Raw genomic sequence first — 25,250 nt, forward strand, 5'->3', positions numbered from 1 at the left:
TCTTCGGTACCCCCGCGCCGAGCGGCGATAGCGGGGTTACCTCAGTTCACGTCGATCTCCCGCCAGTGGCGGCTGGTCTCGCCGGGCAGGTAGGGCGAATCCAGTCGCTTCGCCACCACGCCGGACAACCCCTGCGAACGTGCCGCGTCCCGGGCGAACCGGCCGCCGCCCGGGAAGAACGGTGGCGTCTGCCAGTGCTCGCCCGCCAGGGCCAGGCCGTCGAGCAACTCGCGGCGCTCGGCGTAGCGGAGGCGTCCGGTGGTCCGGTGCCCGTCCAGCCACAGCAGGTCGTAGATCAGGAATTGCGCCGGATCGCGGTCCGCCGCCCGTTTCGGATTCCTCGCCCCGACTCGCCGGGCCAGCCGATCCGGGTCCGGCCGGGCGCCGTCGAACACCACCAGCTCGCCGTCGAGGACCGCCTCGATCGGCGCGAGATCCGGCCCCAGGGCCCGGATCTCGGGAAACACCGCGATCAGCGGTTCGCCGCCGGGTCCGCCGAGGGTCACTCTCCCGCCATCGACGTACGCCAGAGCACGCTGCCCGGACCAGCGCATCTCGTACCCCCACGCCGCGTCGTCGCCGGGCAGGGCGCTCGCCCGGGTGGCCAGCATCGGGCGCAGGTCGCCGGGCATCGTCTCCCAGCCGGGCTCGGGTGGGTCCATCCGGCGCACCATCCAGTCCGCGCCACCGGTCTGGAAGAAGACGTATCGCCCCTTCGTGCGGTCACCGTGAAAGGTGACACTGATCTCGTCGGACCGCCACTTGTCGGAGCGGTAGGTGCCCTGATCGAAGATGGTCATCCGGCCGCCGCCGTACTCGCCGGCCGGGATCTCGCCGGCGAAGTCCAAGTACTCCAGCGGGTGGTCCTCGGTGTGTTTGGCCAGGTTGTTGCGGGCCTGGTCACGGGGCAGGCCGCGCGGGACGGCGAACGACACGAGGACGCCGTCGCGTTCCAGCCGGACGTCCCAGTGCAGGCTGCGGGCGTGGTGCTGCTGGATGACGAAGCGGTGCCGCTCCTCGTCCGGGGTGGCTGTCCCGGCCGGGACCGGTTCGGGCGTGCGGGCGGGATCCCGCTTCCGGCGGTACTCGTCCAGACGGTCCGGCATGTACTGATTCTGCCGCCGGATCGCGCGGCCCGGAATTGTCGTACCCCGATGGTTGGGTGTGCGCATGACGGGGACCGCTCTTCTGCCGCCGCTCTCACGCCGGGTGATCCGGGCGCGCCGGGCGGTCGCACTCGCCCGCGCCGGCCGCGCGTTCGCCACTGTGGAGCCACTCGCCGGAGTGACACCAAAGCGGTCGGATGCACCGAGCGCAGTGCAAATCGGATTCGATGTTGATCGTGGCTTTCCCGTCACGGTGGCTCGCGGTAGTGTTCTGGCTCCGACGCGTGTCCATCGACAGGAAGGCGTTGGCCGATGACCTTGCGCATCCTCGTGGTGGGCGCCGGCATCGCCGGCCTGGCCGCGGCCCGGGGGCTGCGAGTCGCGGGCTTCCGGCCGGATGTGGTGGAGGCTCTGCCCGCCACCATGAGTCCCAGCGCCGGCATCTATCTGCCCGGCAACGCCTCCCGCGCGCTGCGCCTGCTCGGCCTCGACGTCCCGCTGCGCCCGCTGGGTGACCTGATCTTCCGGCAGGTCTTCCTGGATGTCCGTGGCCGCCACCTGTTCGAGATGGATGTGGCCGGTCTCTGGGCCGGCGTCGGCGAGTCCCGCGCGCTGTCCCGTGCCGATCTCCAGCAGGTGCTGCTCACCGGCGTCGGCGGCGACGTGCGCTATGACACCGAGGTGCGCGACCTGCAGATCGTCGAGGGCGGCGCCAAGGTCGAGTTCGCCACCGGCGCCATCGCGGAGTATGACGTGGTGATCGGCGCCGACGGCCGCCGCTCGACGATCCGGGAGAAGATCGGTCTGGGCGGCCCGGCCACCCCGACCGGGCAGATCGTCTATCGCGCGGTGGTCTCCGGCGGCCCGCCGCTCACCGACTGGACCGCGGTGCTGGGCAGGCGGGCGCAGTTCGTCGCGATGCCGATGGGCGGCCGCAAGATCTATTGCTACGCCGACGAGACCGCCCCCGACGCTCCCGACCCGGCCGACCCGCGCGACCGGCTCCAGGAGGTGTTCGGTCAGTTCGGCGGCCCGGTGCCGGCCATCCTCGACCGGGTCGAGAAGGTGTCGGTCTCCCGGACCGACGAGGTGGTCCTGCCCACCTGGTCCCGCGGGCCGGTGGTGCTGGTCGGCGACGCCGCGCACGCCACCGCGCCGACCCTGGCCCAGGGCGCCGCGATGTCCTTCGAGGACGGGTTCGTGCTGGGCCAGGAGCTGCGCCGGGCCGAGGCGGACATCCCGGCCGCGCTGCGCGCTTACGAGCAGCGGCGCCGCCCGCGCTGCGCCGACGTGCGCGACCGCACCCGCGAGCGGGACCGGACCAGGGACGTGCCGCCGTCGCTGCGCGACCCGATGCTGCGCCGCCGCGGACTCCGGATCTTCACCGATCACTACAAGGGTCTGGTGGCCCCGGTCTAGCACACCGAGTTCGTCCAGGGTGGTCCTTTGGTCACCCCGCGACGGCCGAAAGTCGTCGGGGGACTATTCTGCCAGCGAGGTACGCCCGATCTTCAGGGTGTGCCGAGTGGGACGAACGAGACAACGGAGGCAATTCGTGACGACCGTTGCGCCGTCGCCGATCGCGACCCGTCCATATCCGGTCAGGCGGCAGGTCAAGGGTTCGGCATTCGCCCGGATCCTGCGCACGACGGACGCGAAGCAGATCGGGATCATGTACATGATCACCGCCTTCGTGTTCTTCCTGCTCGGCGGCCTCATGGCGCTGCTGATGCGGGCCGAGCTGGCCCGGCCGGGGATGCAGGTCCTCTCGCCGGAGCAGTTCAACCAGCTGTTCACCATGCACGGCACGATCATGCTGCTGTTCTTCGCCACACCGATCGTGTTCGCCTTCGGCAACTACGTGGTGCCGATCCAGATCGGCGCGCCCGACGTGTCGTTCCCCCGGCTGAACGCGTTCGCGTACTGGCTCTACCTGTTCGGTGGTCTGATCACCATCGGCGGCTTCCTCACCCCGGGTGGCGCCGCCGACTTCGGCTGGTTCGCCTACACGCCGCTGAGCAACTCGCTGCACTCGCCGGGTGTCGGCGGCAACATGTGGGTGGTCGGCCTGGCCATCTCGGGTCTGGGCACGATCCTCGGCTCGGTGAACCTGATCACCACGATCCTCACCCTGCGCGCACCCGGCATGACCATGTTCCGCATGCCGATCATGACCTGGAACATGCTGGTCACGGCGCTGCTCGCGGTGATGGTCTTCCCGTTCCTGGCGGCCGCGCTGTTCGCGCTCGCCGCGGACCGCGTGCTCGGCGCGCACGTCTTCGACGTGCAGACCGGCGGCCCGATGCTCTGGCAGCACCTCTTCTGGTTCTTCGGCCACCCCGAGGTGTACATCATCGCGTTGCCGTTCTTCGGCATCATCACCGAGGTCATCCCGGTCTTCAGCCGCAAGCCGGTCTTCGGCTACAAGGGCCTGGTCGCCGCGACCCTGCTGATCGGCGCGCTGTCGATGTCGGTGTGGGCGCACCACATGTTCGTCACCGGCCAGGTGCTGCTGCCGTTCTTCAGCTTCCTGAGCTTCCTGATCGCGGTGCCGACCGGCATGAAGTTCTTCGTCTGGATCGGCACCATGTGGCGCGGCCAGATCAGCTTCGAGGCGCCGATGCTCTTCGCGATCGGCTTCATGGTGACCTTCCTCTTCGGTGGTCTCTCCGGCGTGCTGCTGGCCGCCCCGCCGATCGACTTCCACGTGTCGGACTCGTACTTCGTGATCGCGCACTTCCACTACGTGCTCTTCGGCACGATCGTGTTCGCGGTCTTCTCCGGCATCTACTTCTGGTTCCCGAAGATGTTCGGCCGCTACCTGGACGAGCGCCTCGCCAAGGTGCACTTCTGGCTGACCTTCGTCGGCTTCCACACCACCTTCCTCGTGCAGCACTGGCTGGGCACCAAGGGCATGCCCCGGCGGTACGCGGACTACCTGCCCACCGACGGCTTCACCACGCTGAACACGGTCTCCACGATCGGCTCGTTCATCCTGGGCCTGGCCACGCTGCCCTTCCTCTACAACATCTGGAAGTCCTACAAGGTCGGCAAGGTCGCCACGGCCGACGACCCGTGGGGCCACGGCAACTCGCTGGAGTGGGCGACCACCACCCCGCCGCCGCTGCGCAACTTCGACCGGATGCCGCGGATCCGTTCCGAGCGGCCCGCCTTCGACCTGAAGTTCCCGGAGCTCGCGGCCGGTGACCACCAGTCGATCGCCGGCCCGCCGGAGGGCGGCGCCCGGGTGCTGACCCACGAGTCCGACGGTGGGGCGACCTACCAGGAGGACGTCGAGAGCAACAAGGACCGCTGAGTCCGCCGCGAGCGGCCCGCACTCCTCGGAGTGCGGGCCGCTTCGTTTTCCGGATTGTTACGGGCGTTTTTCGGCTGACCGTCGATCGGCGACGTGAGCTGCGCCAAAGCCGTTGGTTTCTGTCGTACCCCTGGGAGAGGATCGGCGGCGGAGGTCAGGATCGTCATGTTGCTCAAGCCTTACCGGGAAACCCTCGCGCTGCCGAAGATCCCGTCGTTGCTGGTGGTCGCCACGCTGGCCCGCATCCCGATCGCGGCCGCCGCGGTGGTGCTCACCCTGCACGTCGTCACCGACCTGGGCCGGGGTTACGGCGCGGCCGGCCTGGTCGGCGCGGCGGCGACCATCGGCGGCTCGCTCGGCGCCCCGGTGATGGGCCGGCTGATCGACCGGCGCGGGCTGCGCCCGGTGCTGGTGCTGACCACCGTCGCCGAGGTGATCTATTGGCTGGTGGCGCAGGCGCTGCCCTACTGGGCGCTGCTCCCGGTCGCCGTGGTCGGTGGTTTCCTGGCCCTGCCGGCCTTCTCGGTGGCCCGGCAGTCGATCGCCGCGCTGACGCCCGAGTCGCATCGGCTGCCCGCGTTCGCCCTCGACTCGATGACCACCGAGCTGTCGTTCATGGCCGGCCCCGCCCTCGGCGTCCTGATCGCGACCAGCGCGGCCGGCCCGCGCGTCGCCATGCTGACCCTGGCCGGCGGCATCCTCCTGGCCGGCCTCGGCCTGTGGCTGCTCAACCCGCCGACCCGGGCCGAGCACGAGGCCCCGGTCTCGGCCGGTGAGCGGGTCGCTCGGCGCGACTGGCTCAAGCCGCGGTTCGTCGCCGTGCTCGCCGTCACGATGGCGGCCACGGTGGTGCTCTCCGGCACCGACGTGTCGGTGGTGGCCGTGCTGCGGGAGTCCGGCGAGCTCAGCTGGAGCGGTCTGGTGATGTCGCTCTGGGCGTTGTTCTCCCTGGTCGGCGGTTTCGCCTACGGCACGGTTCGCCGCGGCCTGCCGGTCCTCGCCCTGTTCGTCCCGATGGCGGTGCTGACCGTCCCGGTCGGCCTGGGCGGCTCGCACTGGTGGCTGCTGGCCCTGTTGCTCATTCCGGCCGGCGCCCTCTGCGCCCCGACCATCACCGCCAGCTCGGCCGCGATCAGCCAGATGATCCCGGCCGCGGCCCGTGGTGAGGCGATGGGCCTGCACAATTCGGCGCTGACCGTCGGCGTCGCCCTGGGCGGTCCGCTGGCCGGCCTGGCCATCGACTCCCTCGGTCCGGCCTGGGGCTTCGTCGCCGTCGGCGCCGTCGGCATCCTGGTCGCCCTGCTGGTCCTCCCGGCCGAGCTGCGCCGTCGCCGGGAAACCCCACCGGCTGCCGATCCGTCCGACACCCTGCCCGCGGCCGGCTCGACCGACCCGGCTTTCGGTGCTCCCGAGGCGTCTGTCTCCGGTGGGGCCGATGCGTCCACGGAGTCCTCCGTGGGCGGGTCCGGCGCGCTCGCGGCGCCCTCCGTCGCCACGTCCGGGTCGTAGGCGTCGGGCGTGTCCGTATCGTCCGGCGCGTTTGCGGTGCCGTCGGTCGCTATGGGCGGGTCGTAGGTGTCGGGCACGTCCGTATCGTCCGGCGTGTTCGCGGTGCCGTCGGTCGCTGTGGGCGGGTCGTAGGTGTCGGGCGTGTCCGCATGGTCCGGCGTGTTTGCGGTGCCGTCCCTCGCCAGGTCCGGGTCGTAGGTGTCGGGCGTGTCCGTATCGTCCGGCGTGTTCGCGGTGCCGTCCGTCGCCAGGTCCGGGTCGTAAGCGTCGGGCCTGTCCGTATCGTCCGGCCTGTTCGCGGTGCCGTCGGTCGCTATGGGCGGGTCGTAGGTGTCGGGCGTGTCCGTATCATCCGGCGTGTTCGCGGTGCCGCCGGTTGCTACGTCCGGGTGGTAGGTGTCGGGCGTGTCCGTATGGTCCGGCGCGTTTGCGGTGCCGTCCGTCGCCACGTCCGGGTCGTAAGCGTCGGGCCTGTCCGTATCGTCCGGCGTGTTCGCGGTGCCGTCCGTTGCTACGTGCGGGTCGTAGGCGTCGGGCGTGTCCGTATGGTCCGGCGCTTCTTTGCTGCCGAGGACGCTTCGGGTGCCGACCTGACTGGGGCAGAGCCTGCTGCTGGGCGGTCCTTCGGCCGCTGAGCGGGGCGAGAACTCGTGGCTCCGGGGGAGTCGGGCGAAGTTCAGGTGGGGCTCGGCGCTTCCGTGCCAGGTGCGGCGTGATCACGGCGGACCAGGGGATGTCCCGGCAAGCTCCCGAAGGGCCGGCGGGTCGATGCCCCGGCCAGGGCACGCGGGCCGCTGTTGGCAGCTCGCCATGCGGTAGCCCCAGCCGCCGGCGCTGGGCGGATGCTCCGTTGAGCCGTAGGAGACCGGGCGGCTGTTGAGCTGGTCTGGGGCAGGCGACTGAGTGCGGCTCGCGGAGGTGTTGTGGAGGGCCTGTGAAGGGCCTTCTCCGGCGTTTCCGCCCCCGCCAGGATTGATCTTGGGAGGGGCGGGATGGGACGTCGTATCTGGTGGTTGGTTCTCGGGGCGATGCTGGCAGGGGTGGGGCTGGCGGATGTGGTCGGGGCCGGTGGGTGGTACCTGCTCGGCACCGGGGACGCCGTGAGCGAGGCGGAGCAGGCGGAATCCGAGTTCGCGCACGGGTGGTGCTCCACCGAAGGCGACGTTCTTCGTCTGGATCCCGCCGGCGGACTGACCGTTTCTGGTCTCTCCTCGACGCTGCGTGGTCAGATCGATCCACCACCGGTCCGCGGTGAGGACTCGGCCGGTGCGGGTGATCCGTCACCGGTCCGCGACGAGGACTCGGCCGGTGCGAGTGATCCGTCACCGGTCCGCGGCGGGGGCTCGGCCGGTGCGAGTGATCTGTTGCCGGTGGGCGGCGGGGGCACGGCCGCTGGGAGTGATTCGTTGCCGGTGGGTGGCGGGGGCTCGGCCGGTGCGAGTGATTCGTTACCGGTCGGCGTAGGGCGCTCGGCCGGTGCGAGTGGTCTGTTGCCGGTGGGTGGCGGGGGCTCGGCCGGTGCGAGTGATTCGTTACCGGTCGGCGGCGGGGGCTCGGCCGGTGCGAGTGATTCGTTACCGGTCGGCGGCGCGGGCACGGCCGCTCCGCGCTCGACAGGGAACCGCGCCGACGCAGGACGCCCGTCGGTGGCCGCGAGGCGGGAATCGGCCGATGGGGCGGTGGTGGCCGCCGGTGGCTGGGAGCTCAGCTCGCTGGAGGCGGACGCCGCGCCGGAGCGGCGGGAGCGGATCGCGATCTGGATCGACGAGTTGGGCGGGCGCGATCCGGCCGGATTCGACCAGCTCCACTCGGGTGATGCGGAGCTGGTGCTCGACGCCTACCAGGAGTTCGGTGGCTGGAGTCTGGTGCTGACCCTGGAGCCGGCCGAGGAGGACCACCTGGTGTTTCGCCGCTGTCGCTGAGCGGCGGTCAGGCGGGGGCGACGATCGGGGCGCCGGTGGTGGCGACGGCGGCGGCGCGGAACTGGTCGAGGGCCGCGTCCGTCGTCGTCTTGGCCACGCCGGCGGTCAGTTCCAGGAGCACGGTCGTGGCGAAGCCCGCGGTGGCGGCGTCGAGGGCGGTCGCGCGTACGCAATGGTCCGTCGCGATGCCCACGACCTCGACGTCGGTGACTCCCTTGGCCCGCAGCCACCCGGCGAGATCCTCGCCGGCCTCGGTGTGCCCCTCGAAGCCGGAATACGCCGCCTGGTGCGCGCCCTTGTGGAAGATCGCCTCGATCCGGTCGGTGACCAGCTCCGGGTGGAAGTCGGCGCCGGACGAGCCGGCCACGCAGTGCGCCGGCCACGAGTCGACGTAGTCCGGGTGCGCGCTGAAGTGCGCGCCCGGGTCGACGTGGTAGTCCTTCGTGGCGACCACGTGGTCCCACCGCTCGCCGGCCTTGTCGAGCACCAGCGAGATGCCCTTGGCGACGGCGGCGCCACCGGTGACCGGCAGCGAGCCGCCCTCGCAGAAGTCGTTCTGCACGTCGACGATGATCAGCGCGCGTGACATGGCGGCCCCCTAGACGGTGGGAATGATGATGACCGGGATGGCCGGGTCGCCCGCGGAGAGCTTGAGGCCCTCCCACGGGATGGAGATCAGGCACTGCCGCAGGTGGTCCCGGGACTCGCTCAGGCCGGGCCGGGGCTGCGGCTCGCCGGCGGCGATGTAGGTGCGCTGCAACAGCCGGTCGTTGGCCTGGTGGTCGGGCACCCCCTGGGAGACGATGATCTCCTCGATGGCGGTGCCGGTGGGCTTGTGCCGGCGCACGGCGGTCTTGCGGCCGCCGACGGTCGCCTTGTTCTCCGAGCGCTTGACGACCGGGCGGCCGGCCACCTCGACCAGCTTGTAGACCAGGCCGGCGGTGGGCGCTCCGGAACCGGTGACCACGGCGGTGCCGGCGCCGTACATGTCGACCGGCTCGGCGGCGAGGGTGGCGATCGAGTACTCGTCCATGTCACCCGAAACGATGATCTTCGTCTCGGTGGCGCCGAGCGAGTCGAGCAGCTCCCGGGACTGCTGGGCGAGCACCGACAGGTCGCCGGAGTCGATCCGGACCGCGCGCAGGTCGGGGCCGGCCACCGCGATCGCGTTCCGGATGCCCTGGGTGATGTCGTACGTGTCGACGAGCAGCGTGGTGTTCTTGCCGAGGGCCGCCACCTGGGAGCCGAACGCGGCCGGCTCGTCGTCGTGCAGCAGCGTGAACGCGTGCGCCGAGGTGCCGGTGGTCGGGATGCCGTAGGCGCGGCCGGCCGCCAGGTTGGAGGTGGAGGCGAAACCGGCCAGGTAGGCGGCCCGGGCGGCGGCGACCGCGGCGTGCTCGTGGGTGCGCCGGGAGCCCATCTCGATGATCGGCCGGCCGCGGGCGGCGGTGACCATCCGGGCGGCGGCGGCCGCGATCGCGCAGTCGTGGTTGAGCACCGAGAGGATCAGGGTCTCCAGCACCACGCACTCGGCGAACTTGCCGGAGACGGTGAGGATCGGCGAGCCCGGGAAGAACAGCTCGCCCTCCGCGTACCCCTCGATCTCGCCGGTGAACTGATAGCCGGCCAGCCATGTCGCGGTCGGCTCGTCGACCACGCCGGAGGACCGCAGGAAGTCGATCTCGGCCGGGTCGAACCGGAAGCCGGCGATCAGGTCGATCAGCCGGTCGGTGCCGGCGACCACGCCGTAACGCCGGCCGGTGGGCAGCCGGCGGGCGAAGACCTCGAAGACGCACTGCCGATCCGCGGTGCCGTCCTTGAGCGCGGCACTGATCATGGTCAGCTCGTAGTGGTCGGTCAGCAGAGCCGGCCCGGTCGTATTCACGCGACCTACCCTAATGCGTGCTTCGGCAACACGCCGCGACCTGCCGTTCGGTGCTCCGGTTCACAGGTACGGCCGAACCGGTGGCACCATGGGGGGCATGGCGTTGCCTCAGGTTGCTCCCGTCGAGACGCCGGAGATCGAGGAAGTACCGGCCGAGGATCGACCTTGGGTGACCATCGTCTGGGACGATCCGGTCAACCTGATGTCGTACGTGACCTGGGTCTTCCAGAAGCTCTTCGGATTCAGCAAGGAAAAGGCCGAAAGGCTGATGATGGACGTGCACACCAAGGGCAAGGCGGTGGTCTCCACCGGCGCCCGGGAGCGCATGGAGATGGACGCCAACCAACTGCACGGATACGGTCTCTGGGCAACTGTGGACCGAGCCTGACAAAGCGGGTGGGGAAGAGCATGTTCCGACGCAGCGGCGGTCAGTGTGTGGCCACGTTCGCCTATGACGAGGTGCGCGTCCTGCGGAAGGTGGCCGCCGAGGTGGTGGGCCTGCTGACCGACGGGATGGATCACACCGACCCGGTGGTCGGCCGCCTCTTCCCGGACATCTATCCGGACCGGCCGGAGGACTCGACCGAGTTCCGGCTGTACACCGAGGGCGACCTGAAGACCGCGAAGATCGACCAGGCCGGCGCGATCCTGGCCGCGCTGCCCGACGAGGGCGAGGGCGAGGTGCGCCTGGACGGCGAGGCCGCCGAGGCCTGGCTGCGGGCGATCAACGACGCCCGGCTGGCGATGGGCACCCGCCTGGACATCCAGGCGGACACCGACCTGGCCGAGGAGCTGGACGAGGCGGTGCTGGAGGATCCCGGTTCCAGCCGGGTGTTCCAGCTCTCCGTCTACGCCTACCTCGGATATCTCCAGGAGTCGCTGCTCAACGCGCTGCCGGAGATCAAGTAGCGACGCCGAGTGTGTGCCTCGCCACGCGCGGGGTGGCGAAATACTTCGGTAATGTGAACGCCGTGCTGACCATCGACAGTTCGATCGTGCGTGCGATCGTCGCCCACGCCCGCCGGGACCACCCGGACGAGGCCTGCGGTGTGGTTGCCGGGCCGATCGGCAGTGACGTGCCGACCCGGCACATCCCGATGGACAACGCCGCCCGGTCGATGACGTTCTACGAGTTCGACTCGATGGAGCACCTGCGGGTCTGGCGCGAGATGGACGACAACGACGAGGAGCCGGTGGTCATCTACCACTCGCACACCGCCACGGAGGCGTACCCGTCTCGGACGGACATCTCCTTCGCCGGTGAGCCGGGCGCGCACTACCTGCTCGTCTCGACCCGTGAGCCCGATGCGGAGGAGATCCGCTCGTTCCGTATCGTGGACGGTGTGGTGACCGAAGAAGAGGTCAACATCGTGGATGCGACGGTGAAGTCGTGAAGGTGAGTGTCGTGCAGTCGTACATGTTCGGGCAGAGCCCGGTGTCGGTCGTCTACGAGTGTCGCTGCCGTTAATCGCGCGACCTGATCGACCCTGCCCGTAACTTCCGACTTGAGGAGCATGACCAATCATGGCTATCGAAGTTCGCGTCCCCACCATCCTGCGCAGCTACACCGGCGGCTCGAAGGTCGTCGAGGGCGCCGGTGACACCCTCACCGCCCTGATCGACGACCTGGACGCCAAGCACAACGGCATCAAGGGCCGGCTGATCACCCCCGAGGGTGGCCTGCACCGCTTCGTCAACATCTACGTCAACGACGAGGACGTCCGCTTCCTCGGCGCGCTCGACGCGAAGCTGAACGACGGTGACTCGATCACCATCCTCCCGGCCGTGGCCGGTGGCGCGCTGGGTTTCGCGGCGGCCGCCGCCCTCCTGGGCAAGTGACCGAGGACCGGTAATCATGGCTCGTTACGAGAGCCTGCTGGACGCGTGCGGGGGCACGCCGCTCGTCGGCCTGCCCCGCCTCTCCCCGGTGGTGCCCGAGGGGGCGCCACCGGTGCGGCTCTGGGCCAAGCTGGAGGACCGCAACCCGACCGGCAGCATCAAGGACCGTGCCGCGCTCTTCATGGTGCGCGAGGCCGAGGAGTCCGGGCATCTCCGCCCGGGCGACACCATCCTGGAGCCGACCAGCGGCAACACCGGCATCGCCCTGGCCATGGTGGCCAAGCTGCGGGGTTACCGGCTGGTCTGCGTGATGCCGGAGAACGTGTCGGCCGAGCGCGTCCAGCTCCTGCGGATGTACGGCGCTGAGATCATCTTCTCGCCGGCCGCCGGCGGGTCGAACCAGGCGGTCGCGACCGCCAAGCAGATCGCCGCCGAGCACCCCGACTGGAAGATGCTGTATCAGTACGGCAACCCGGCGAACGCCCGCGCGCACTTCGAGACCACCGGTCCGGAGCTGCTGCACGACCTGCCCACGATCACGCACTTCGTGGCCGGCCTGGGCACCACCGGCACCCTGATGGGCACCGGCCGGTTCCTCAAGGAGAAGGTCGAGGGCATCCAGATCATCGCCGCCGAGCCGCGGTACGGCGAACTGGTCTACGGCCTGCGCAACATCGACGAGGGCTACGTCCCGGAGCTGTACGACGCCAGCGTGCTGGATCGCCGGTTCTCGGTGGGCACCCGGGACGCGGTGCTGCGGACCCGCCAGCTCGTCGAGGTCGAGGGGATCTTCGCGGGCTTCTCCAGCGGGGCGATCCTGCACGCCGCCCTCGCGGTGGCGCACGAGGCGGTCAAGAACGGCAAGCGTGCCGACGTCGCCTTCGTGATCGCCGACGGCGGGTGGAAATACCTGTCGACGGGGGCGTACGGCGGCACGCTCAACGACGCCGAGGAAGCCCTCGAGGGCCAGCTGTGGGCCTGACGGCCCACCTAGTAGGCCACCGCGAGCAGCAGCGCTCCCAGCATCGGGGGCGCTGCTGCCAGCAACAGGATCCATGGCAGGGTGCGCTGGTGGACGGAGAGGAACGCGCCGACCGCCAGCCCCACGCTGAACATGGTCAGCATCGCCAGCGCCGGCAGGTACCAGCCGGGCGCCCCGCGAAGGACGGCCACCAGTGCGTACAGCCCGACCCCGACACCGGTGAGGCCCAGCATCGCCGAATACCCCGCCATCGCCAGCACCCGGGCGGACTCGGGTGCTTCGTCGTCCTCGGCCGGGAATCGGAAAATCGGCGGTTCCGGATCCCAGGACGGTTCGAACGGGACGATTTCGGGTAACGCGGTGCGGGAGATGCGGGCCGGCTCGACCGCGGTCACGTCGCCTCCATCAGATCGCTTTCACGTGCTCACTGAGAGCAACGCAAAGGGCTTACCGGACGTGACGGTGGAAATGGTGACGACCGAGGTCACAGGGTCTGTGATGTGCGTTGTCGATTTAGCGACAAATCGATCAGTTGTTAACGTCAGGCAGTGGTCACGGCGTACGCTTCGCTCCGTGATTGACTGGTCTGACAAGTCCAGCGCGGACCGGTCGGGCGGGGCGTGGACGACCCAGATGGGGTCGACTCAGAAGTGGCCGACCCAGTGTGAGTCAGAGGGACCCGCATGCGACTAACCGTTCTCGGTTGTGCCGGCAGTTTCCCCGGCCCCGAGTCGGCTTGTTCGGCCTATCTCGTGGAAGCCGAGGGATTCCGGCTGCTGATCGACTTCGGATCGGGAGCGCTCTCCGCCCTGCAGCGGTACTCGGACATGCGGGCGATCGACGCCATCCTGCTCACCCATCTGCACTGTGACCACATGCTGGACGCGTGCACCTATGTCGTGGTCCGCCGCTACGACCCGGCCGGCCCGCTGCCGGCCCTGCCGGTGTACGCGCCGCTGGGCGCCGCCGAGCGGATCGCCGCCGCCTACAGCGCCGAGGGCGAGCCGGTCGACGACGTGTACACGTTCTACGGACTGCAACCGGGCACCTTCCCGATCGGGCCGCTCACCGTCACCGTCGACCGGGTCAACCACCCGGTGGAGACGTACGGCGTCCGGATCGAGCACAACGGCCGGGTGATCGCCTACTCCTCGGACACCGCACCCTGCGAGGCGCTGCTGCGCCTGGCGGCCGGCGCCGATCTGTTCCTCTGCGAGGCCAGCTACATGGACGGCGTGCCGAACCCGCCGGACCTGCACCTGACCGGCGGTGAGGCGGGGGAGGCGGCCACCAAGGCGGACGTGGCAAAGCTGCTCCTGACGCATCTCGTCCCGGCGTGGGCCAGCGAGGCCTCTATCGTGGAGGCGGCCGGAGCCGCGTACGCGGGACCGGTCGAAGTGGTCCGCCCGGGCGCCAGATACGATCTCTGAGCCGGTACGGGGTGGGATCGGCTTGCACCGGTGCGCCACGTGTCGTGATCTTGGAGTTGTTGCATGCGCATAGTCCGCCTGGCCAACTTCGTCACGGCTCATACCGGTGGCCTGCGCACCACTCTGCGTGAGCTCGGCAAGGGTTATCAGCGTGCCGGCCACGAGGCCGTCCTGATCGTTCCCGGGCGGCAGTTCAAGGACCGGCAGCTGCGCCAGGGACGGGTGATCACCCTGCCCAGCGCCCCCATCCCGCGGACCGGCGGCCAGCGTGTGCTGGCCGGGCGGCGCGAGCTGACCAAGCTGCTGGACAGCCTGAAACCCGACCGGATCGAGGTCTCCGACCGCACCACGCTGCGCTGGACCGGCACCTGGGCCCGGCAGCGCGGGGTCCGGTCGATGATGGTCTCGCACGAGAGCCTGGCCGGTCTGCTCGGTGTCTGGGGCATGCCCAAACGGGACGCCCTCGCCGACCGGCTGAACAGGCGTACCGCCGAGGCGTTCGACACGATCGTCTGCACCACCGCGTTCGCCGCCGCCGAGTTCCGCCGCCTCGGCGTGCCGAACCTGGTGGAGGTGCCGCTCGGCGTCGACCTGGACGTGTTCCACCCGAGCCGGCTCGACATCGCCGTCCGGTCCCGCTACGCCCGGCCGGAGGAGCTGCTCATCGTCTACGCCAGCCGGCTCTCCGCCGCGAAACGGCCGGAGCTGGCCGTGGACACGGTGGCGGCGCTGCGCAACGGCAAGGTGCCGGCCGTGCTGGTGGTGGCCGGGGACGGCACCCGGCGGGCCGCGCTGGCGTACCGTGCGGCCCGGCTGCCGGTGCGCTTCGCCGGGCACATCGCCGACCGCAAGGCGGTCGCCGCGCTGCTCGCCTCGGCCGACGTCGTGGTCGCGCCCGGCCCGGTGGAGACCTTCGGGCTCGCCGCGCTGGAGGCGCTCGCCTGCGGCACCCCGGTGGTGGTCGACGAGCAGAGCGCGCTGCCCGAGGTGATCGGCGAGGCCGGTGTCGCGGTGCCGGGCACCCCGGACGCGTTCGCCGACGGGGTCTCCCAGCTGATGGCCCGGCCGCGTGACGAGCGCCGGGCGACCGCCCGCGCCCGGGCCGAGCAGTTCGGCTGGGCCCGGTCGGTGGAGGGCTTCCTCCGGGCGCACGACGTGCAGCCGGCCGAGGTGCCGGTGCCGGCCCCCGCGCTGATCCGTCCGGCGGTCCCGCGGCCGCGTCTGGTGCGCGAGTCCGGGGCGGACGAAGCCGGCGCACCCCGCTACGCATAGGGTTGTGGTCATGGCGCGTCCCGACGGCCGTTCGGCCGACCAGTTGCGACCGGTGACCCTGACCCGGCATTGGAGCATCCACCCCGAAGGTTCGGTGCTGGTGGAGTTCGGCAACACCCGAGTGCTCTGCACCGCCAGCGTCACCGAGGGGGTGCCCCGCTGGCGCAAAGGCTCCGGCCTGGGCTGGCTGACCGCGGAGTATGCGATGCTGCCGCGCGCCACCAACACCCGCGGCGACCGGGAGAGCGTGAAAGGCAAGGTCGGCGGGCGGACCCAGGAGATCTCCCGGCTGATCGGCCGCAGCCTGCGCGCCTGCATCGACCTCAAGGCGCTCGGGGAGAACTCGATCGTCCTGGACTGCGACGTGCTCCAGGCCGACGGCGGCACCCGGACCGCCGCGATCACCGGGGCCTACGTGGCGCTGCACGACGCGGTCACCTGGCTGGCCGGCCGCAAGGCGCTGGCCGGCAAGGTGGAGAAGGTGCTGCACACCTCGATCCAGGCGGTCAGTGTCGGGATCATCGACGGCGAGGCACGGCTCGACCTTCCGTATGAGGAGGATGTGGCCGCCGAGGTCGACATGAACGTGGTCTGCACCGGCGCCGGCGACTTCGTCGAGGTGCAGGGCACCGGGGAGAACGGTGTGTTCAAGCGGTCCCAGCTGGACGCCATGCTCGACCTCGGCCTCCGCGGCTGCGCCGAGCTGGCCGTCGCGCAGCAGAAGGCCCTCGCCCAGTGAGCGCCCGCCTTCTGCTGGCCACCGCGAACAAGAAGAAGCTCGTCGAGTTGCAGCGCATCCTGGACGCCGCGCTCGGCATGCACCAGATCGAGCTGGTCGGCCTCGCCGACTTCCCGGGTTACCCGGATGTCCCGGAGACCGGCCTCACCTTCGGTGAGAACGCGCTGATCAAGGCTCGGGAGGGCGCCAAGCGCACCGGCCTGCCGACCGTCGCCGACGACTCCGGCCTGGCGGTCACCGCGCTCAACGGCATGCCCGGCGTGTTCAGTGCCCGCTGGTCCGGGGCGCACGGCGACGACGCGGCCAACCTGGACCTGGTGCTCGCCCAGGTCAGCGACGTCGGGGACGAGCACCGCGGCGCCGCGTTCGTCTGCGCCGCCGCGCTGGTCCTGCCGAATGGGCGGGAGCACCTGGTCGAGGGCCGGCAGACCGGGCGGCTGCTGCGCGCACGGCGTGGCGAGGGTGGCTTCGGCTACGACCCGATCTTCCTCGGCGACGGCCAGGAGCGGACCAACGCCGAGCTGAGCCCGGCGGAGAAGGACGCGATCAGCCACCGGGGCAAGGCGTTCCGCGAGCTGGCCAAGGTCGTGGCGAAGGAACTGCCCCGCTGAGGCGGACGCTGACGGATCTGCGGCCGCTGGCCGTCCCGGCATACCGCCGGATGTGGACCGCCTCGCTGGTGGCCGCGGTGGGCGGTTCGTTCGGCGTGGTCGCGGTCCCGGTGCAGCTCTACGCGACCACCGGGTCCTCGGCCGCGGTCGGCGCCGCCGCCGTGGTGTCCTTCCTGGGCCTGGCCGGCGCGGCGCTCGGCACCGGGGCGCTGGCCGACACCCGGGACCGCCGCCGGGTGCTGCTGGCCGCCCAGTCGGGTCTGGCCGTGGTCTACCTGGCGTTGTGGGCGCAGGCCGCACTCGGCGGCGCCCCGCTGTGGCTGCTCCTGCTGCTCGTCGGCGGGCAGGGGCTGAGCCTCGGCGCGATCAGCACGACGTCCGGCGCGGTGCTGCCCCGGCTCGTCCCCGGCGACCTGCTGCCCGCCGCGAACAGTCTGAGCTCGCTGGTCCGCTACACCGGCTCGATCGTCGGCCCGGCCCTGGCCGGCCTGCTGATTCCGGTCATCGGCCTGGCCGGCCTCTACCTCTGCGACGCGGTGGCCCTGCTGGCCGTCCTGTACGCCGTGCACCGCCTCCCGGCCCTCCCGCCCACCGGCGCCCCGCCGCGCGGCTCGATCGGCCGGCAGGTGCTGGCCGGCTTCCGCTACCTGGCCGGCAGCCGGATGCTGGTCGCGGTGCTGGCCGTCGACCTCGCCGCGATGGTGTTCGGGATGCCGTCGGCGCTCTACCCGGAGCTGGCCGCGCGGGTGTTCGGCCCGGCGTCGGCGGGTTTCCTGTACGCCGCGTACCCGGCCGGGGTGGTGCTGGCCGGGCTCGGCTCCGGCCTGTTCACCCGGGCCCGCCGGCACGGGCTGATGATGGCCGGCGCGGCCATCGCCTGGGGCGCGACGGTCGTCGTGTTCAGCCTCACCACCCGGCTGTGGACGGCGCTGGTGGTGCTGGCCGCCGGCGGCGCGGTCAACTTCGTGCTGAGCACGTTCCGCAACGCGATCTCACAGGCGTACACCGACGACGCGATGCGCGGGCGGATCCAGGGCGCCCTCACGGTCGTGCTGTTCGGCGGCCCGCAACTGGCGAACCTGCTGCACGGCTCGATCGGGGCGCTGGCCGGGCCGCGCCTCACCATCGGCGTCGGTGGCCTGCTCACCGTCGTCACGGTCGTCGCGGTGCTGCGCACGGTCCCGGAGCTGCGCCGTTACTCGGTCGCCTCAAGCCACGAAGAGCCCGCGACGTGAGGCGACCGCCTCGAATTCCTCCAGCCGCCGGTGCACCGGCTCCGGCGCGGTGTCGCACATCGCCTCCAGCAGCACCATGGCCATCGTCATCGGCCCGGTGTGCAGGTCGAACACCAGGCGCGTGCCGACTGCGGCGGGCAGCACCACGTCGGCCAGCTCGGCGATCGGGCTCACCGGCGAGTCGGTGATCGCCACCACCGCGAACCCGGCCGCCCGGGCCTCCCGGATCGCCGCCACCGACTCCCGCGGATAGCGCGGCAGCACCATCGCCAGCAGCGCCGAGGCCCCCGCCGCCCGCACCTGGTCCAGCCGGTCCAGCAGCCCGGTCCCGCCGCAGTCGAGCAGCCGCACGTCCGGGAAGACCTTCGCCGCGAAGTAGCCGAAATACGCCGCGAGCGGCGCCGCCGCCCGCAGACCGAGGACCGGTAACGGACGGCTTGCGGCCAGGATCTCCGCCCCTTTCCGTACGTCCTCCAGCCGCCCGAGATCGTCCGCGAGCTGTCGCAGGTGCTCGGCCTCGGCCAGCACCGCGCGTTGCATCCCGTTGCGCCCGGCCGGCTCGGCGGGCGCACCGGACGCCAGCGCCCGCAGCTCCCGCCGCAACGCCGGATATCCGGGGTAGCCGACCGCCATCGCGAACCGGGTCACCGACGGCTGGCTCACCCCGGCCAGTCCCGCGACCTCGGCCGCCGACAGGTAGGCCGCCTTACCCGAGTGCTCCACCAGAATCTGCGCGATCCGCCGCTGCGTCGGCGTCAGGCGCGCCCCCTGAAACAGGTCGAGCACCCGCTCCCCAGTCACCGGCACAGCGTATGCATGACGAATTTCACCGGGCTAGACGTGCGCATCGGTTCTACCGGAAAGAGCGCGCCGGATCCCGGTGGCCACCTCGGTCACGACGTGCGTCGGCCGGTACGCCGCCTCCGTCCACTCCCGCCCCGCGGAGATCCACACGGTGGGCAGGCCGAGGGCGTGCGCGCCGCCGACGTCCGCGTGCGCCGAGTCCCCGATCATCCAGGCGGCCGAGAGCGGCACCCCGGCCGTCGCGGCGGCGGCGTGGAAGATCTCCGGGTCCGGCTTCTTGCACCCGACCCCCTCCGAGATCACCCATCCGTCGACGTGCCGGTCCAGGCCACAGGTGTGGATCTTCTTGGTCTGCTGGCCGACCCGCCCGTTCGTCACGATCACCCGGGTCCAGCCGGCCGCGGCGGCCTCGTCCAGGGCGAGCCGGGTGGTCTCCGCCAGCCGTACCCGGTCCGCCGCCCCGTTGTCCAGAAAGGACCGTACGGCCTCCTCCGGCACCGCGTCCGGATATCGCTCGGCCAGTGCGGCGGCCACCTCCGCCCGGGGCCGATAGCCGCTCGCGTCGGTGGTCAGCAGCCAGCCGAGGTCGGCGGCCGGCAGGCCGTGCCCGGCGAGAAAGGACTCGGCCGCCTCCCGGAACGCCCCGTCCCGGTCGATCAGTGTGTTGTCCAGATCCAGCAGAAGCAGCATGGCGAAGATCATTTCAAGCATGGCATCGTGGGACGCATGCGGATCGCTGAGCTGCACACCTACCCGGTCAAGGGCTGTCATCGCCTCGACCACGACACGGTCGTCGTCGAGCCCTGGGGCCTGACCGGCGACCGCCGCTGGATGATGATCGACCCGGACGGCGTCGGCATCACCCAGCGGGACACCGCCCGCCTCACCCAGCTCACCGTGCACCCGCGGCCCGGCGGCCTGCGCCTCACCGCTCCCGGCCTGCCCGGCCTCGACCTGGACGAGCCCGCCGACGGGCCGAAGGTCGGCGTGCGCGTGTTCCGCAACAAGCCCGAGGTCCCGGCCCGGCTCAGCGAGGCCGGCAGCGCGTGGTGCCGTGAGTTCCTCGGCCGGGACGCCCGGCTGGTCTGGCAGGCCGACCCGACCGGCCGGACCATCGAGGAGCTGGCGCTGCCCGACGACCGGGTCAGCCTGGCCGACGGCTACCCACTGCTGCTGGCCAACACCGCCTCGCTGGACGCGGTCAACGACTGGCTGGCGCAGAGCGGCGAGGACCCGGTCCCGATCCACCGGTTCCGGGCGAACCTGGTGGTCACCGGCGCGCCGGCCTGGGCCGAGGACGGCTGGCTGGGCGGCCGGTTGCGGATCGGCGAGCTGACCTTCCGGGTGCCCAAGCACTGCGCCCGCTGCCGGGTCACCACCATCGACCAGGAGACCGGGGAGAGCGGCCGGCAGCCGCTGCACGTGCTGGGCAGGCACCGCCGGATCGGCGGCGGCCTGATGTTCGCGGTCAATCTGATCCCGGACCTCGCGGCCGGCGAAACCGGGGAGTTGCGGATCGGCGACGCGGTGATACCGGTGGAGTGACGTGGCACTCATAAGCGGTACCTGTGTCTTAGGAGTGTCTTAGAAGATTTGCCCGCGGCGTCCGGCCGAAGCAGTATCGCTGAGCGTGAGTGCTCATCGACGCCCGTTCCCGACCCGATGGCTCGCCGCCGGCGGCGCCGCGGCCCTCGCCGGCATCATCGGCGTGGCGCTGCTGCTCCAGACCGGCGGATCGGCCTGTGCCGCGCCGCCGAGCACCAGCACCAAGACCGGCAAGGCCACCTTCTACGAGCTCGGTGGCACCACCGGAAACTGCTCGTTCGAGGTGCCCGCCGACGACCTGTACGTCGCGCTCGGCCCGGAGCAGTACGCCGAGGGCGCCTCCTGCGGCGCCTACCTCGACGTCACCGGTCCGAAGGGCAAGGTCCGGGTCAAGGTCTTCGACTCCTGCCCGGAGTGCCCGGCCGGGCACCTGGATCTGAGCCGCACCGCGTTCAAGAAGATCGGCGCCGAGGTCGACGGCATCATCCCGATCAAGTACAAGCTGGTCACCAACCCGGCGACGCCCGGACCGATCACCGTCCGGATCAAGGAAGGCGCCTCGCGGTACTGGTTCGCCGCCCGCATCGACAACCACGGGAACCTGCTGTCGTCGGTCCAGGTCGCCGCTCCGGGCGGCAGCTTCAAGTCGGCGCACCGCACCGACTACAACTATTGGCTGATCGATGGCGGCGCCGGCTCCGGGCCCTACAAGATCAAGATCACTGACGTGTACGGCAACGCCACCACGGTCTCCGGCATCGACATGGATCCCGGCACGGTGCAGAAGACCTCGAAGGCCTTCACCGGCGGCTCCACCACGGTCGTCGAGAAGGCCACCACGACGTCGCCGTCCCCCACCCGTACGAAGAAGTCGTCGCCCGCCGCCACCAAGCCCGCGGCCGTTTCCCCGCCGGCGTCCTTGGTGGCCCCGCTGCCCGAGTCGGCCGCCGCGGCCGCCCCGAGCACCACCGAGGACGCCCTGGTCGCGCTCGCGGCCGGCGAGACCACCTGCGATTGACAGCTTTGCCCGGTCCCCCCAGTCGACAGCCCCGCCATCGCACCCCGGCGGGGCTGCCGACTGCGTTGTGCACAACCTGTGGATAACCGCCTCGGCGGAGAACTTGTGCGGGAGAAGGGACTCGAACCCTCACGCCCTCTCGGGCACGGGCACCTAAAACCCGCGCGGCTGCCAATTTCGCCACTCCCGCCCGTTTTACCCATCACGAGCAAAGCGTTGGGTGGAGTCTAAACGGTCACTGCCGTTCGTGGCTCCTCGGTTCCACCCGGAACCGTGCACGGCGGCCGCCTTGCGGGTTGGTACCGCATGACGGCCGCCGTGAGTCCGGTCACCCGGCGCCGGGGTGGATTGCTCTCCTGATCGGCGCGGGTGGCCCGGACTTGCGGACTTTCCCGGATTTCGGACGGTGCCGGAAAGAAAAGATCAGTCCAGGCCGAGGTCGCGGCGCAGCTTGGCGACGTGCCCGGTGGCCTTGACGTTGTAGAGGGCGCGCTCGATCGCCCCGTTCTCGTCGATCACGAACGTGGACCGGATCACGCCGGTGACCGTCTTGCCGTACAGCTGCTTCTCGCCGAACGCGCCGTACGCCGTCAGCACGCTCTTGTCCACGTCGCTGACCAGCGGGAACGTGATCGCGTCGCGCTCACGGAATTTCGCCAGCTTCTCCGGCTTGTCGGGGGAGATGCCGACCACCTCGTAACCCGCGGCCTGGAGCGAGGCGAGCGAGTCGCGGAAGTCGCAGGCCTGCTTGGTGCAGCCCGGCGTCATCGCGGCCGGATACGCGTACAGCACGACCTTGCGCCCGCGCAGGTCCTTGAGCGAGAGGCTCTCGCCGGTGTCGGTGGGCAAAGTGAAGTCAGGCGCGGCGTCGCCGGCGCCGAGACGCACGTTGTCAGTCATGGGACCGACGATAGTGCCGGGTCAGGCGGGTGCCCGGCGGCCGCTCCACAGTCGCTCGGCGGCGGACAGATCCCGGGGCCACTCCTCGCCCCGGCGGCGCAGGGTGTGCTCACTGACCTCGTAGTCGCCGACCAGCCGGCGGAACTCGGCGAGCACGTCGGCCTCGCGGAACGGCTTGCAGGAGAAGACGTTGACGAAGATCTCCCGCAGGTGCGGATAGGTGTGGATGGCGGCGTGCGACTCGGCCAGGATCACCACGGCCGACTTGCCGGACTTCTCCGGCGGTCCGCCCTCGGTGGCCACCAGCGGACCGGCGATCACGGTCATCCCGATCCGGGTCACCAGATCGCGCATGAAGGTGGTCAGCGCCTGATCGTCGTCGAGCGCGGTGATGTCGGCGATGTCGGACAACCGGAGGGTCAGCTCATCGCCGTAGTGGTCATTTCCCATGACGCCTCCCGTGGCAGTGAAACGTACGCTACCGGCGTTTCGCCGGCCCGGATATGCCAACGTTTTCGCTGGTAGAGGTCATCTGGCGATTCCGTTTCGGGGAAGCGGGGAAACGTCGTTTTCCGCATTCGGGACACGGTGGACAGTGTGTTTTCCGATGCTCCACCCCGGACAATTCACGGACGGTCTGGCGGGCGCCCGCGGATCTTCAGTACGCTCCGCGGGCAGACTCGTCGAGAGCGGAGATCAGGGTCATGACCGAGCCCACGGGCGGTACCACGGCGAACGGCAGCACCACCGTCTCCGGTGAGGTGGTGGAGAAGATCGCCGCCGCGGCGGCGCGCACCGTCCCCGGTGTCGCGGACCTGGGTGGCGACGTCGCCCGCTTCTTCAACAGCGTCCTCGACAAGGTCGGCCTGGACACTGTCGGCGACGCCAGCCGCGGCGTCTCCGCCCGGGTCAAGGACGGCACGGTGACCATCGACATCGTCGTCGTGCTGGCCGCCGGCACGGTGGTCGCCGAGGTGACCAACGCCGTCCAGACCACGGTGACCGAGGCCGTGCAGAGCTACGGCCTGCGCGTCATCGCCGTCAACGTCAACGTGGACGACATCGCGATCTAGAGGCGACAGCCGGGAAAAACGCCGCTGATCACCGACAGCTTGTTTCTTGCGTACGCCGTGAGCGCCGGTCGGACACCCTTGAGGCCGAGCCGCCCGGCCGCCACGTCGTGCGCGAAGTGGTGGAAGGCGTCCACCACCGGCAGGAATCGCAGATCCTCCAGGTCGTCGGCGGTCAGCGCGTCACCGGCACGTGCGGCCTGCTCGAACACCCGGATCACGCCCCGCCAGGAGACGAGCCGGGCCTGGACAAGTTCCGGTCGCCGGTTCAATCCCAGCACCGCGATCGTCTCCGCGCCCCGTGCCGTGAGCTCGATGAAGACGCCGGTGGACGCCAGCGTCATGTGGTCGGCCGCGTCGTCGGCGGCCGGATCCAGCAGCAGCGGCGTCCCGGCCGAATCCAGCGGGAACGCCTCCTGCTTGGCTTGCTGGTTGCAGTAGGAGCAGGCGAGCAGGTGGTTGGGCCACTCGAAGGTCCGCAGGGGGTCCCGCTTGATCGGCTCGTAGTGGTCGACGTCGGTGCCCCTGCTCTCGTGGCAGTACATGCAGAACGCGGGCCGGGCGCACATGACTCCCAGGTGTCTTTTCAAGCTGCGACGAATCGGCCCGGCCGTCTTCCAGGCCTTTCTGGCATCGTCGTACGGTGTGGCGCTTGTCCGAAGGACGGCGGTCTTCGCGGCCAGGCTCGCCGACAGGTCGGCCGGGAGGGGCCGACGGGCGAACGGGATCACGCGTCCTCGCCGAGGACGTCGCGGGCCCGGCTGCTGGGGGAGGGCGACAACTCCTCGGTCAGGTCCGCGAGTTTCTCCAGGTCGTCGGGCTGGGCGGTGCCGCGGATGGCGAGCCGTTCGAGGCGGGTGAGTTCGGCGCGGAGTTCGTCGACCCGCTGCGAGTAGGGCGATTCGACGCCGAAGAGTTCGGTGAGAACGGCGTCGTCGGCGCTGCCGTTCACCACTCGCCGATAGAGATCGTCGGAAGCGACTCGAGGCGCAAAGTCGTCGTTCGGCCCGGGGAGCTGGATTAGGCCGCCGGGGGAGGCACTCTGGCAGACGTACGGACTGTGGGTGGTCACGATGAACTGGATGTTCGGAAAGTGCTCGCGGAGCCACGGCCCGATCCGCTTCTGCCAGGAGATGTGCAAATGCGCGTCGATCTCGTCGATCAGCACGACGCCGGAGTTGAAAATTCGCGGCTCGTCGGTGATCGACCAGGCGATGTGATTGCGGTAGCACTCGTTGATCTGCCGGATGATGTCCGTCACCAGGGCCGCGACGCTCCGATAGCCGTCACTCATCTCCTCGATCAGGACCGGCCGTCCGTTGTCCCGGACGATCCAGAGACCATCCGGATCCACCCGGTCGACGATGTGCCCGTCCGGGAACAACCCGTCGTTGAGTAGTGCGAGGACGAGTCGTTCGAGGTCGGCGAGCGGCCGCTGTCCGGACCGTGCGCGATAGTTCACCTGCTGAAGCCAGTGCACCGTCTCGGCGAGGGAGGCCTCCTCGCGAAAGAGGGTGGCGAACCGGCCGACGGTCCAATCTCCGGCCATCAGGCGAGCAACTTCGCCACTGGTTCCCGCCAGCCGCCGGAACGGTCCGTATCCAGCAGCGAACCAGTTGGTGGGGCGGGGTGACCAGAGGGACTCCTCGACCCGGCGCACGTCCGCCGCGCCGGGCTCGGGTCGGGCCCGCACGCTCTCGATGCGTTGCCACTTCAACGGAGCGTCGAGCCGGCCGGGCGTGAAGAGCACTTCGTCCCCGGCTGGCTCGATCTCGGCGCGCACGACAGCTTCCGTGGCGTGATGCGTCACCCAGTCACGGATGCCCTCGGTCAGGTTGTTGGTCACTGCCGGGCCGGCGAGGGCGGCCGCGGCGGCCTGGAGCAGGGTCGTCTTGCCCGATCCATTTCGGCCGGCGAGGACGACGAAGCCCGGATACCGCTCGTCCGGGTCCCCCTCCGCGGCAAGCTCGAACGACAGGTCGACCTCGTGGGTGCCGTGGAAGCCGCGCACGTTGCTGACGCGCAGACGGTGGAGATACACCGATGTCCTCCCTGACCAACCCGAGC

26 protein-coding genes, 1 tRNA gene and 1 pseudogene are annotated in these 25,250 nt (G+C 70.6%); 17 read left to right on the forward strand and 11 right to left on the reverse strand.

Translation table 11 applies throughout. The annotated features are described in order from the left end of the window. Positions 1-41 precede the first annotated feature (41 nt). Positions 42-1,106, reverse strand: a complete 1,065-nt coding sequence (locus Aiant_RS26370; RefSeq protein WP_189329510.1) for a DNA polymerase ligase N-terminal domain-containing protein — start codon at positions 1,104-1,106, stop codon at positions 42-44. Positions 1,107-1,418: 312 nt separating this feature from the next. Here Aiant_RS26370 and Aiant_RS26375 point away from each other — a divergent pair, with 312 nt between their 5' ends. From Aiant_RS26375 to Aiant_RS26390, 4 genes are all read left to right on the forward strand, one after another. Further along, positions 1,419-2,525, forward strand: coding sequence for an FAD-dependent monooxygenase (locus Aiant_RS26375; RefSeq protein WP_189329511.1), 1,107 nt, complete (start codon positions 1,419-1,421; stop codon positions 2,523-2,525). A 136-nt stretch (positions 2,526-2,661) separates the two neighbouring features. Further along, complete coding sequence (gene ctaD, locus Aiant_RS26380; RefSeq protein WP_189329512.1) at positions 2,662-4,422, forward strand: aa3-type cytochrome oxidase subunit I; 1,761 nt, start codon at positions 2,662-2,664, stop codon at positions 4,420-4,422. Between the two features lie 165 nt (positions 4,423-4,587). After that, positions 4,588-5,931: an MFS transporter gene (locus tag Aiant_RS26385; protein WP_229829900.1), complete on the forward strand. Its 1,344-nt coding sequence runs from the start codon at positions 4,588-4,590 to the stop codon at positions 5,929-5,931. Between the two features lie 1,646 nt (positions 5,932-7,577). After that, positions 7,578-7,853: a hypothetical protein gene (locus tag Aiant_RS26390; protein WP_189329513.1), complete on the forward strand. Its 276-nt coding sequence runs from the start codon at positions 7,578-7,580 to the stop codon at positions 7,851-7,853. A gap of 7 nt (positions 7,854-7,860) precedes the next feature. Here Aiant_RS26390 and Aiant_RS26395 read toward each other — a convergent pair whose 3' ends face one another. Both Aiant_RS26395 and Aiant_RS26400 read right to left on the reverse strand, forming a co-directional pair. Then, complete coding sequence (locus Aiant_RS26395; RefSeq protein WP_189329514.1) at positions 7,861-8,442, reverse strand: isochorismatase family protein; 582 nt, start codon at positions 8,440-8,442, stop codon at positions 7,861-7,863. A 9-nt stretch (positions 8,443-8,451) separates the two neighbouring features. Beyond that, a complete protein-coding gene (locus Aiant_RS26400) occupies positions 8,452-9,738 on the reverse strand; it encodes a nicotinate phosphoribosyltransferase (protein ID WP_189329515.1) in 1,287 nt (428 codons plus the stop codon). Positions 9,739-9,835: 97 nt separating this feature from the next. On the opposite strand from Aiant_RS26400, the gene clpS reads away from it, so the two are divergent. The 5 genes and pseudogenes from clpS to Aiant_RS26425 all read left to right on the forward strand — a co-directional run bounded on the left by clpS (position 9,836) and on the right by Aiant_RS26425 (position 12,559). After that, positions 9,836-10,126, forward strand: coding sequence for an ATP-dependent Clp protease adapter ClpS (clpS, locus tag Aiant_RS26405; RefSeq protein ID WP_185039781.1), 291 nt, complete (start codon positions 9,836-9,838; stop codon positions 10,124-10,126). A 20-nt stretch (positions 10,127-10,146) separates the two neighbouring features. Further along, positions 10,147-10,647, forward strand: coding sequence for a DUF2017 domain-containing protein (locus Aiant_RS26410; RefSeq protein WP_189329516.1), 501 nt, complete (start codon positions 10,147-10,149; stop codon positions 10,645-10,647). A gap of 62 nt (positions 10,648-10,709) precedes the next feature. Next, positions 10,710-11,206 (forward strand): annotated as a pseudogene (locus tag Aiant_RS26415) (M67 family metallopeptidase). A 56-nt stretch (positions 11,207-11,262) separates the two neighbouring features. Then, positions 11,263-11,577, forward strand: coding sequence for a MoaD family protein (locus Aiant_RS26420; protein ID WP_189329518.1), 315 nt, complete (start codon positions 11,263-11,265; stop codon positions 11,575-11,577). Between the two features lie 16 nt (positions 11,578-11,593). Next, positions 11,594-12,559: a PLP-dependent cysteine synthase family protein gene (locus Aiant_RS26425; protein WP_189329519.1), complete on the forward strand. Its 966-nt coding sequence runs from the start codon at positions 11,594-11,596 to the stop codon at positions 12,557-12,559. Positions 12,560-12,567: 8 nt separating this feature from the next. Here Aiant_RS26425 and Aiant_RS26430 read toward each other — a convergent pair whose 3' ends face one another. Continuing rightward, positions 12,568-12,954: a hypothetical protein gene (locus Aiant_RS26430; protein WP_189329520.1), complete on the reverse strand. Its 387-nt coding sequence runs from the start codon at positions 12,952-12,954 to the stop codon at positions 12,568-12,570. Between the two features lie 288 nt (positions 12,955-13,242). Between Aiant_RS26430 and Aiant_RS26435 the strand changes: the two genes are divergently transcribed. The 5 genes from Aiant_RS26435 (at position 13,243) to Aiant_RS26455 (ending at position 17,846) form a co-directional block, all read left to right on the forward strand. Beyond that, the gene (locus tag Aiant_RS26435) at positions 13,243-13,989 is read left to right on the forward strand and encodes an MBL fold metallo-hydrolase (RefSeq protein WP_189329521.1); all 747 of its coding nucleotides are present in this window, start codon (positions 13,243-13,245) and stop codon (positions 13,987-13,989) included. 63 nt (positions 13,990-14,052) lie between these two features. Continuing rightward, a complete protein-coding gene (locus Aiant_RS26440) occupies positions 14,053-15,261 on the forward strand; it encodes a glycosyltransferase (RefSeq protein ID WP_189329522.1) in 1,209 nt (402 codons plus the stop codon). Between the two features lie 10 nt (positions 15,262-15,271). Then, on the forward strand, positions 15,272-16,000 hold the full coding sequence (gene rph / locus Aiant_RS26445; RefSeq protein ID WP_189329523.1) for a ribonuclease PH: 729 nt from the start codon (positions 15,272-15,274) through the stop codon (positions 15,998-16,000). After that, a complete protein-coding gene (gene rdgB, locus Aiant_RS26450) occupies positions 15,997-16,611 on the forward strand; it encodes an RdgB/HAM1 family non-canonical purine NTP pyrophosphatase (protein ID WP_189329524.1) in 615 nt (204 codons plus the stop codon). Before rph ends, rdgB begins: the two co-directional genes overlap by 4 nt. 50 nt (positions 16,612-16,661) lie before the next feature. Then, a complete protein-coding gene (locus Aiant_RS26455) occupies positions 16,662-17,846 on the forward strand; it encodes an MFS transporter (protein WP_189329525.1) in 1,185 nt (394 codons plus the stop codon). On the opposite strand, the gene Aiant_RS26460 is transcribed toward Aiant_RS26455, so the two are convergent. Next, the gene (locus Aiant_RS26460; protein WP_189329526.1) at positions 17,820-18,653 is read right to left on the reverse strand and encodes a MurR/RpiR family transcriptional regulator; all 834 of its coding nucleotides are present in this window, start codon (positions 18,651-18,653) and stop codon (positions 17,820-17,822) included. The two genes, Aiant_RS26455 and Aiant_RS26460, sit on opposite strands and share 27 nt — an antisense overlap. Before the next feature lie 27 nt (positions 18,654-18,680). Then, on the reverse strand, positions 18,681-19,340 hold the full coding sequence (locus Aiant_RS26465; protein WP_189329527.1) for an HAD family hydrolase: 660 nt from the start codon (positions 19,338-19,340) through the stop codon (positions 18,681-18,683). 36 nt (positions 19,341-19,376) lie between these two features. Between Aiant_RS26465 and Aiant_RS26470 the strand changes: the two genes are divergently transcribed. Together Aiant_RS26470 and Aiant_RS26475 are read left to right on the forward strand one after the other, a co-directional pair. Then, a complete protein-coding gene (locus Aiant_RS26470; protein ID WP_189329528.1) occupies positions 19,377-20,195 on the forward strand; it encodes an MOSC domain-containing protein in 819 nt (272 codons plus the stop codon). Between the two features lie 85 nt (positions 20,196-20,280). Then, positions 20,281-21,213 (forward strand): expansin EXLX1 family cellulose-binding protein, encoded by a 933-nt coding sequence (locus Aiant_RS26475; protein ID WP_189329529.1) that lies wholly within the window; start codon positions 20,281-20,283, stop codon positions 21,211-21,213. 106 nt (positions 21,214-21,319) lie between these two features. Here the strand turns inward: Aiant_RS26475 and Aiant_RS26480 are convergent. From Aiant_RS26480 to Aiant_RS26490, 3 genes are all read right to left on the reverse strand, one after another. Next, positions 21,320-21,403, reverse strand: a tRNA-Leu gene (locus Aiant_RS26480). Positions 21,404-21,636: 233 nt separating this feature from the next. Further along, positions 21,637-22,113 carry a thioredoxin-dependent thiol peroxidase gene (bcp, locus tag Aiant_RS26485; protein WP_189329530.1) on the reverse strand — a complete coding sequence of 159 codons (477 nt, stop codon included), beginning with the start codon at positions 22,111-22,113 and terminating at the stop codon, positions 21,637-21,639. A gap of 21 nt (positions 22,114-22,134) precedes the next feature. After that, a complete protein-coding gene (locus tag Aiant_RS26490; protein ID WP_189329531.1) occupies positions 22,135-22,563 on the reverse strand; it encodes an S-adenosylmethionine decarboxylase family protein in 429 nt (142 codons plus the stop codon). Between the two features lie 254 nt (positions 22,564-22,817). Between Aiant_RS26490 and Aiant_RS26495 the strand changes: the two genes are divergently transcribed. Next, positions 22,818-23,186 (forward strand): Asp23/Gls24 family envelope stress response protein, encoded by a 369-nt coding sequence (locus Aiant_RS26495; RefSeq protein ID WP_189329532.1) that lies wholly within the window; start codon positions 22,818-22,820, stop codon positions 23,184-23,186. Here Aiant_RS26495 and Aiant_RS26500 read toward each other — a convergent pair. Then, positions 23,183-23,752, reverse strand: coding sequence for an HNH endonuclease (locus Aiant_RS26500; RefSeq protein ID WP_189329533.1), 570 nt, complete (start codon positions 23,750-23,752; stop codon positions 23,183-23,185). The genes Aiant_RS26495 and Aiant_RS26500 overlap by 4 nt on opposite strands. Before the next feature lie 158 nt (positions 23,753-23,910). Beyond that, entirely contained in the window at positions 23,911-25,224 is a 1,314-nt protein-coding gene (locus Aiant_RS26505; RefSeq protein ID WP_189329534.1) for an AAA family ATPase, read from the reverse strand. Positions 25,225-25,250 lie beyond the last annotated feature (26 nt).

The organism is Actinoplanes ianthinogenes, assembly GCF_018324205.1.
Lineage (GTDB): Bacteria > Actinomycetota > Actinomycetes > Mycobacteriales > Micromonosporaceae > Actinoplanes > Actinoplanes ianthinogenes.

Coding starts and splice junctions, on each gene's coding strand:
- Aiant_RS26425 (WP_189329519.1), top strand. CDS start 11,594: ATGGCTCGTTACGAGAGCCTGCTGGACGCGTGCGGGGGCACGCCGCTC.
- Aiant_RS26490 (WP_189329531.1), bottom strand. CDS start 22,563: ATGGGAAATGACCACTACGGCGATGAGCTGACCCTCCGGTTGTCCGAC.
- Aiant_RS26470 (WP_189329528.1), top strand. CDS start 19,377: ATGCGGATCGCTGAGCTGCACACCTACCCGGTCAAGGGCTGTCATCGC.
- Aiant_RS26385 (WP_229829900.1), top strand. CDS start 4,588: ATGTTGCTCAAGCCTTACCGGGAAACCCTCGCGCTGCCGAAGATCCCG.
- Aiant_RS26440 (WP_189329522.1), top strand. CDS start 14,053: ATGCGCATAGTCCGCCTGGCCAACTTCGTCACGGCTCATACCGGTGGC.
- Aiant_RS26465 (WP_189329527.1), bottom strand. CDS start 19,340: ATGCTGCTTCTGCTGGATCTGGACAACACACTGATCGACCGGGACGGG.
- Aiant_RS26375 (WP_189329511.1), top strand. CDS start 1,419: ATGACCTTGCGCATCCTCGTGGTGGGCGCCGGCATCGCCGGCCTGGCC.
- rph (WP_189329523.1), top strand. CDS start 15,272: ATGGCGCGTCCCGACGGCCGTTCGGCCGACCAGTTGCGACCGGTGACC.
- Aiant_RS26500 (WP_189329533.1), bottom strand. CDS start 23,752: ATGTGCGCCCGGCCCGCGTTCTGCATGTACTGCCACGAGAGCAGGGGC.
- Aiant_RS26435 (WP_189329521.1), top strand. CDS start 13,243: ATGCGACTAACCGTTCTCGGTTGTGCCGGCAGTTTCCCCGGCCCCGAG.
- clpS (WP_185039781.1), top strand. CDS start 9,836: ATGGCGTTGCCTCAGGTTGCTCCCGTCGAGACGCCGGAGATCGAGGAA.
- Aiant_RS26370 (WP_189329510.1), bottom strand. CDS start 1,106: ATGCCGGACCGTCTGGACGAGTACCGCCGGAAGCGGGATCCCGCCCGC.
- Aiant_RS26420 (WP_189329518.1), top strand. CDS start 11,263: ATGGCTATCGAAGTTCGCGTCCCCACCATCCTGCGCAGCTACACCGGC.
- Aiant_RS26410 (WP_189329516.1), top strand. CDS start 10,147: ATGTTCCGACGCAGCGGCGGTCAGTGTGTGGCCACGTTCGCCTATGAC.
- Aiant_RS26495 (WP_189329532.1), top strand. CDS start 22,818: ATGACCGAGCCCACGGGCGGTACCACGGCGAACGGCAGCACCACCGTC.
- Aiant_RS26395 (WP_189329514.1), bottom strand. CDS start 8,442: ATGTCACGCGCGCTGATCATCGTCGACGTGCAGAACGACTTCTGCGAG.
- bcp (WP_189329530.1), bottom strand. CDS start 22,113: ATGACTGACAACGTGCGTCTCGGCGCCGGCGACGCCGCGCCTGACTTC.
- Aiant_RS26455 (WP_189329525.1), top strand. CDS start 16,662: ATGTGGACCGCCTCGCTGGTGGCCGCGGTGGGCGGTTCGTTCGGCGTG.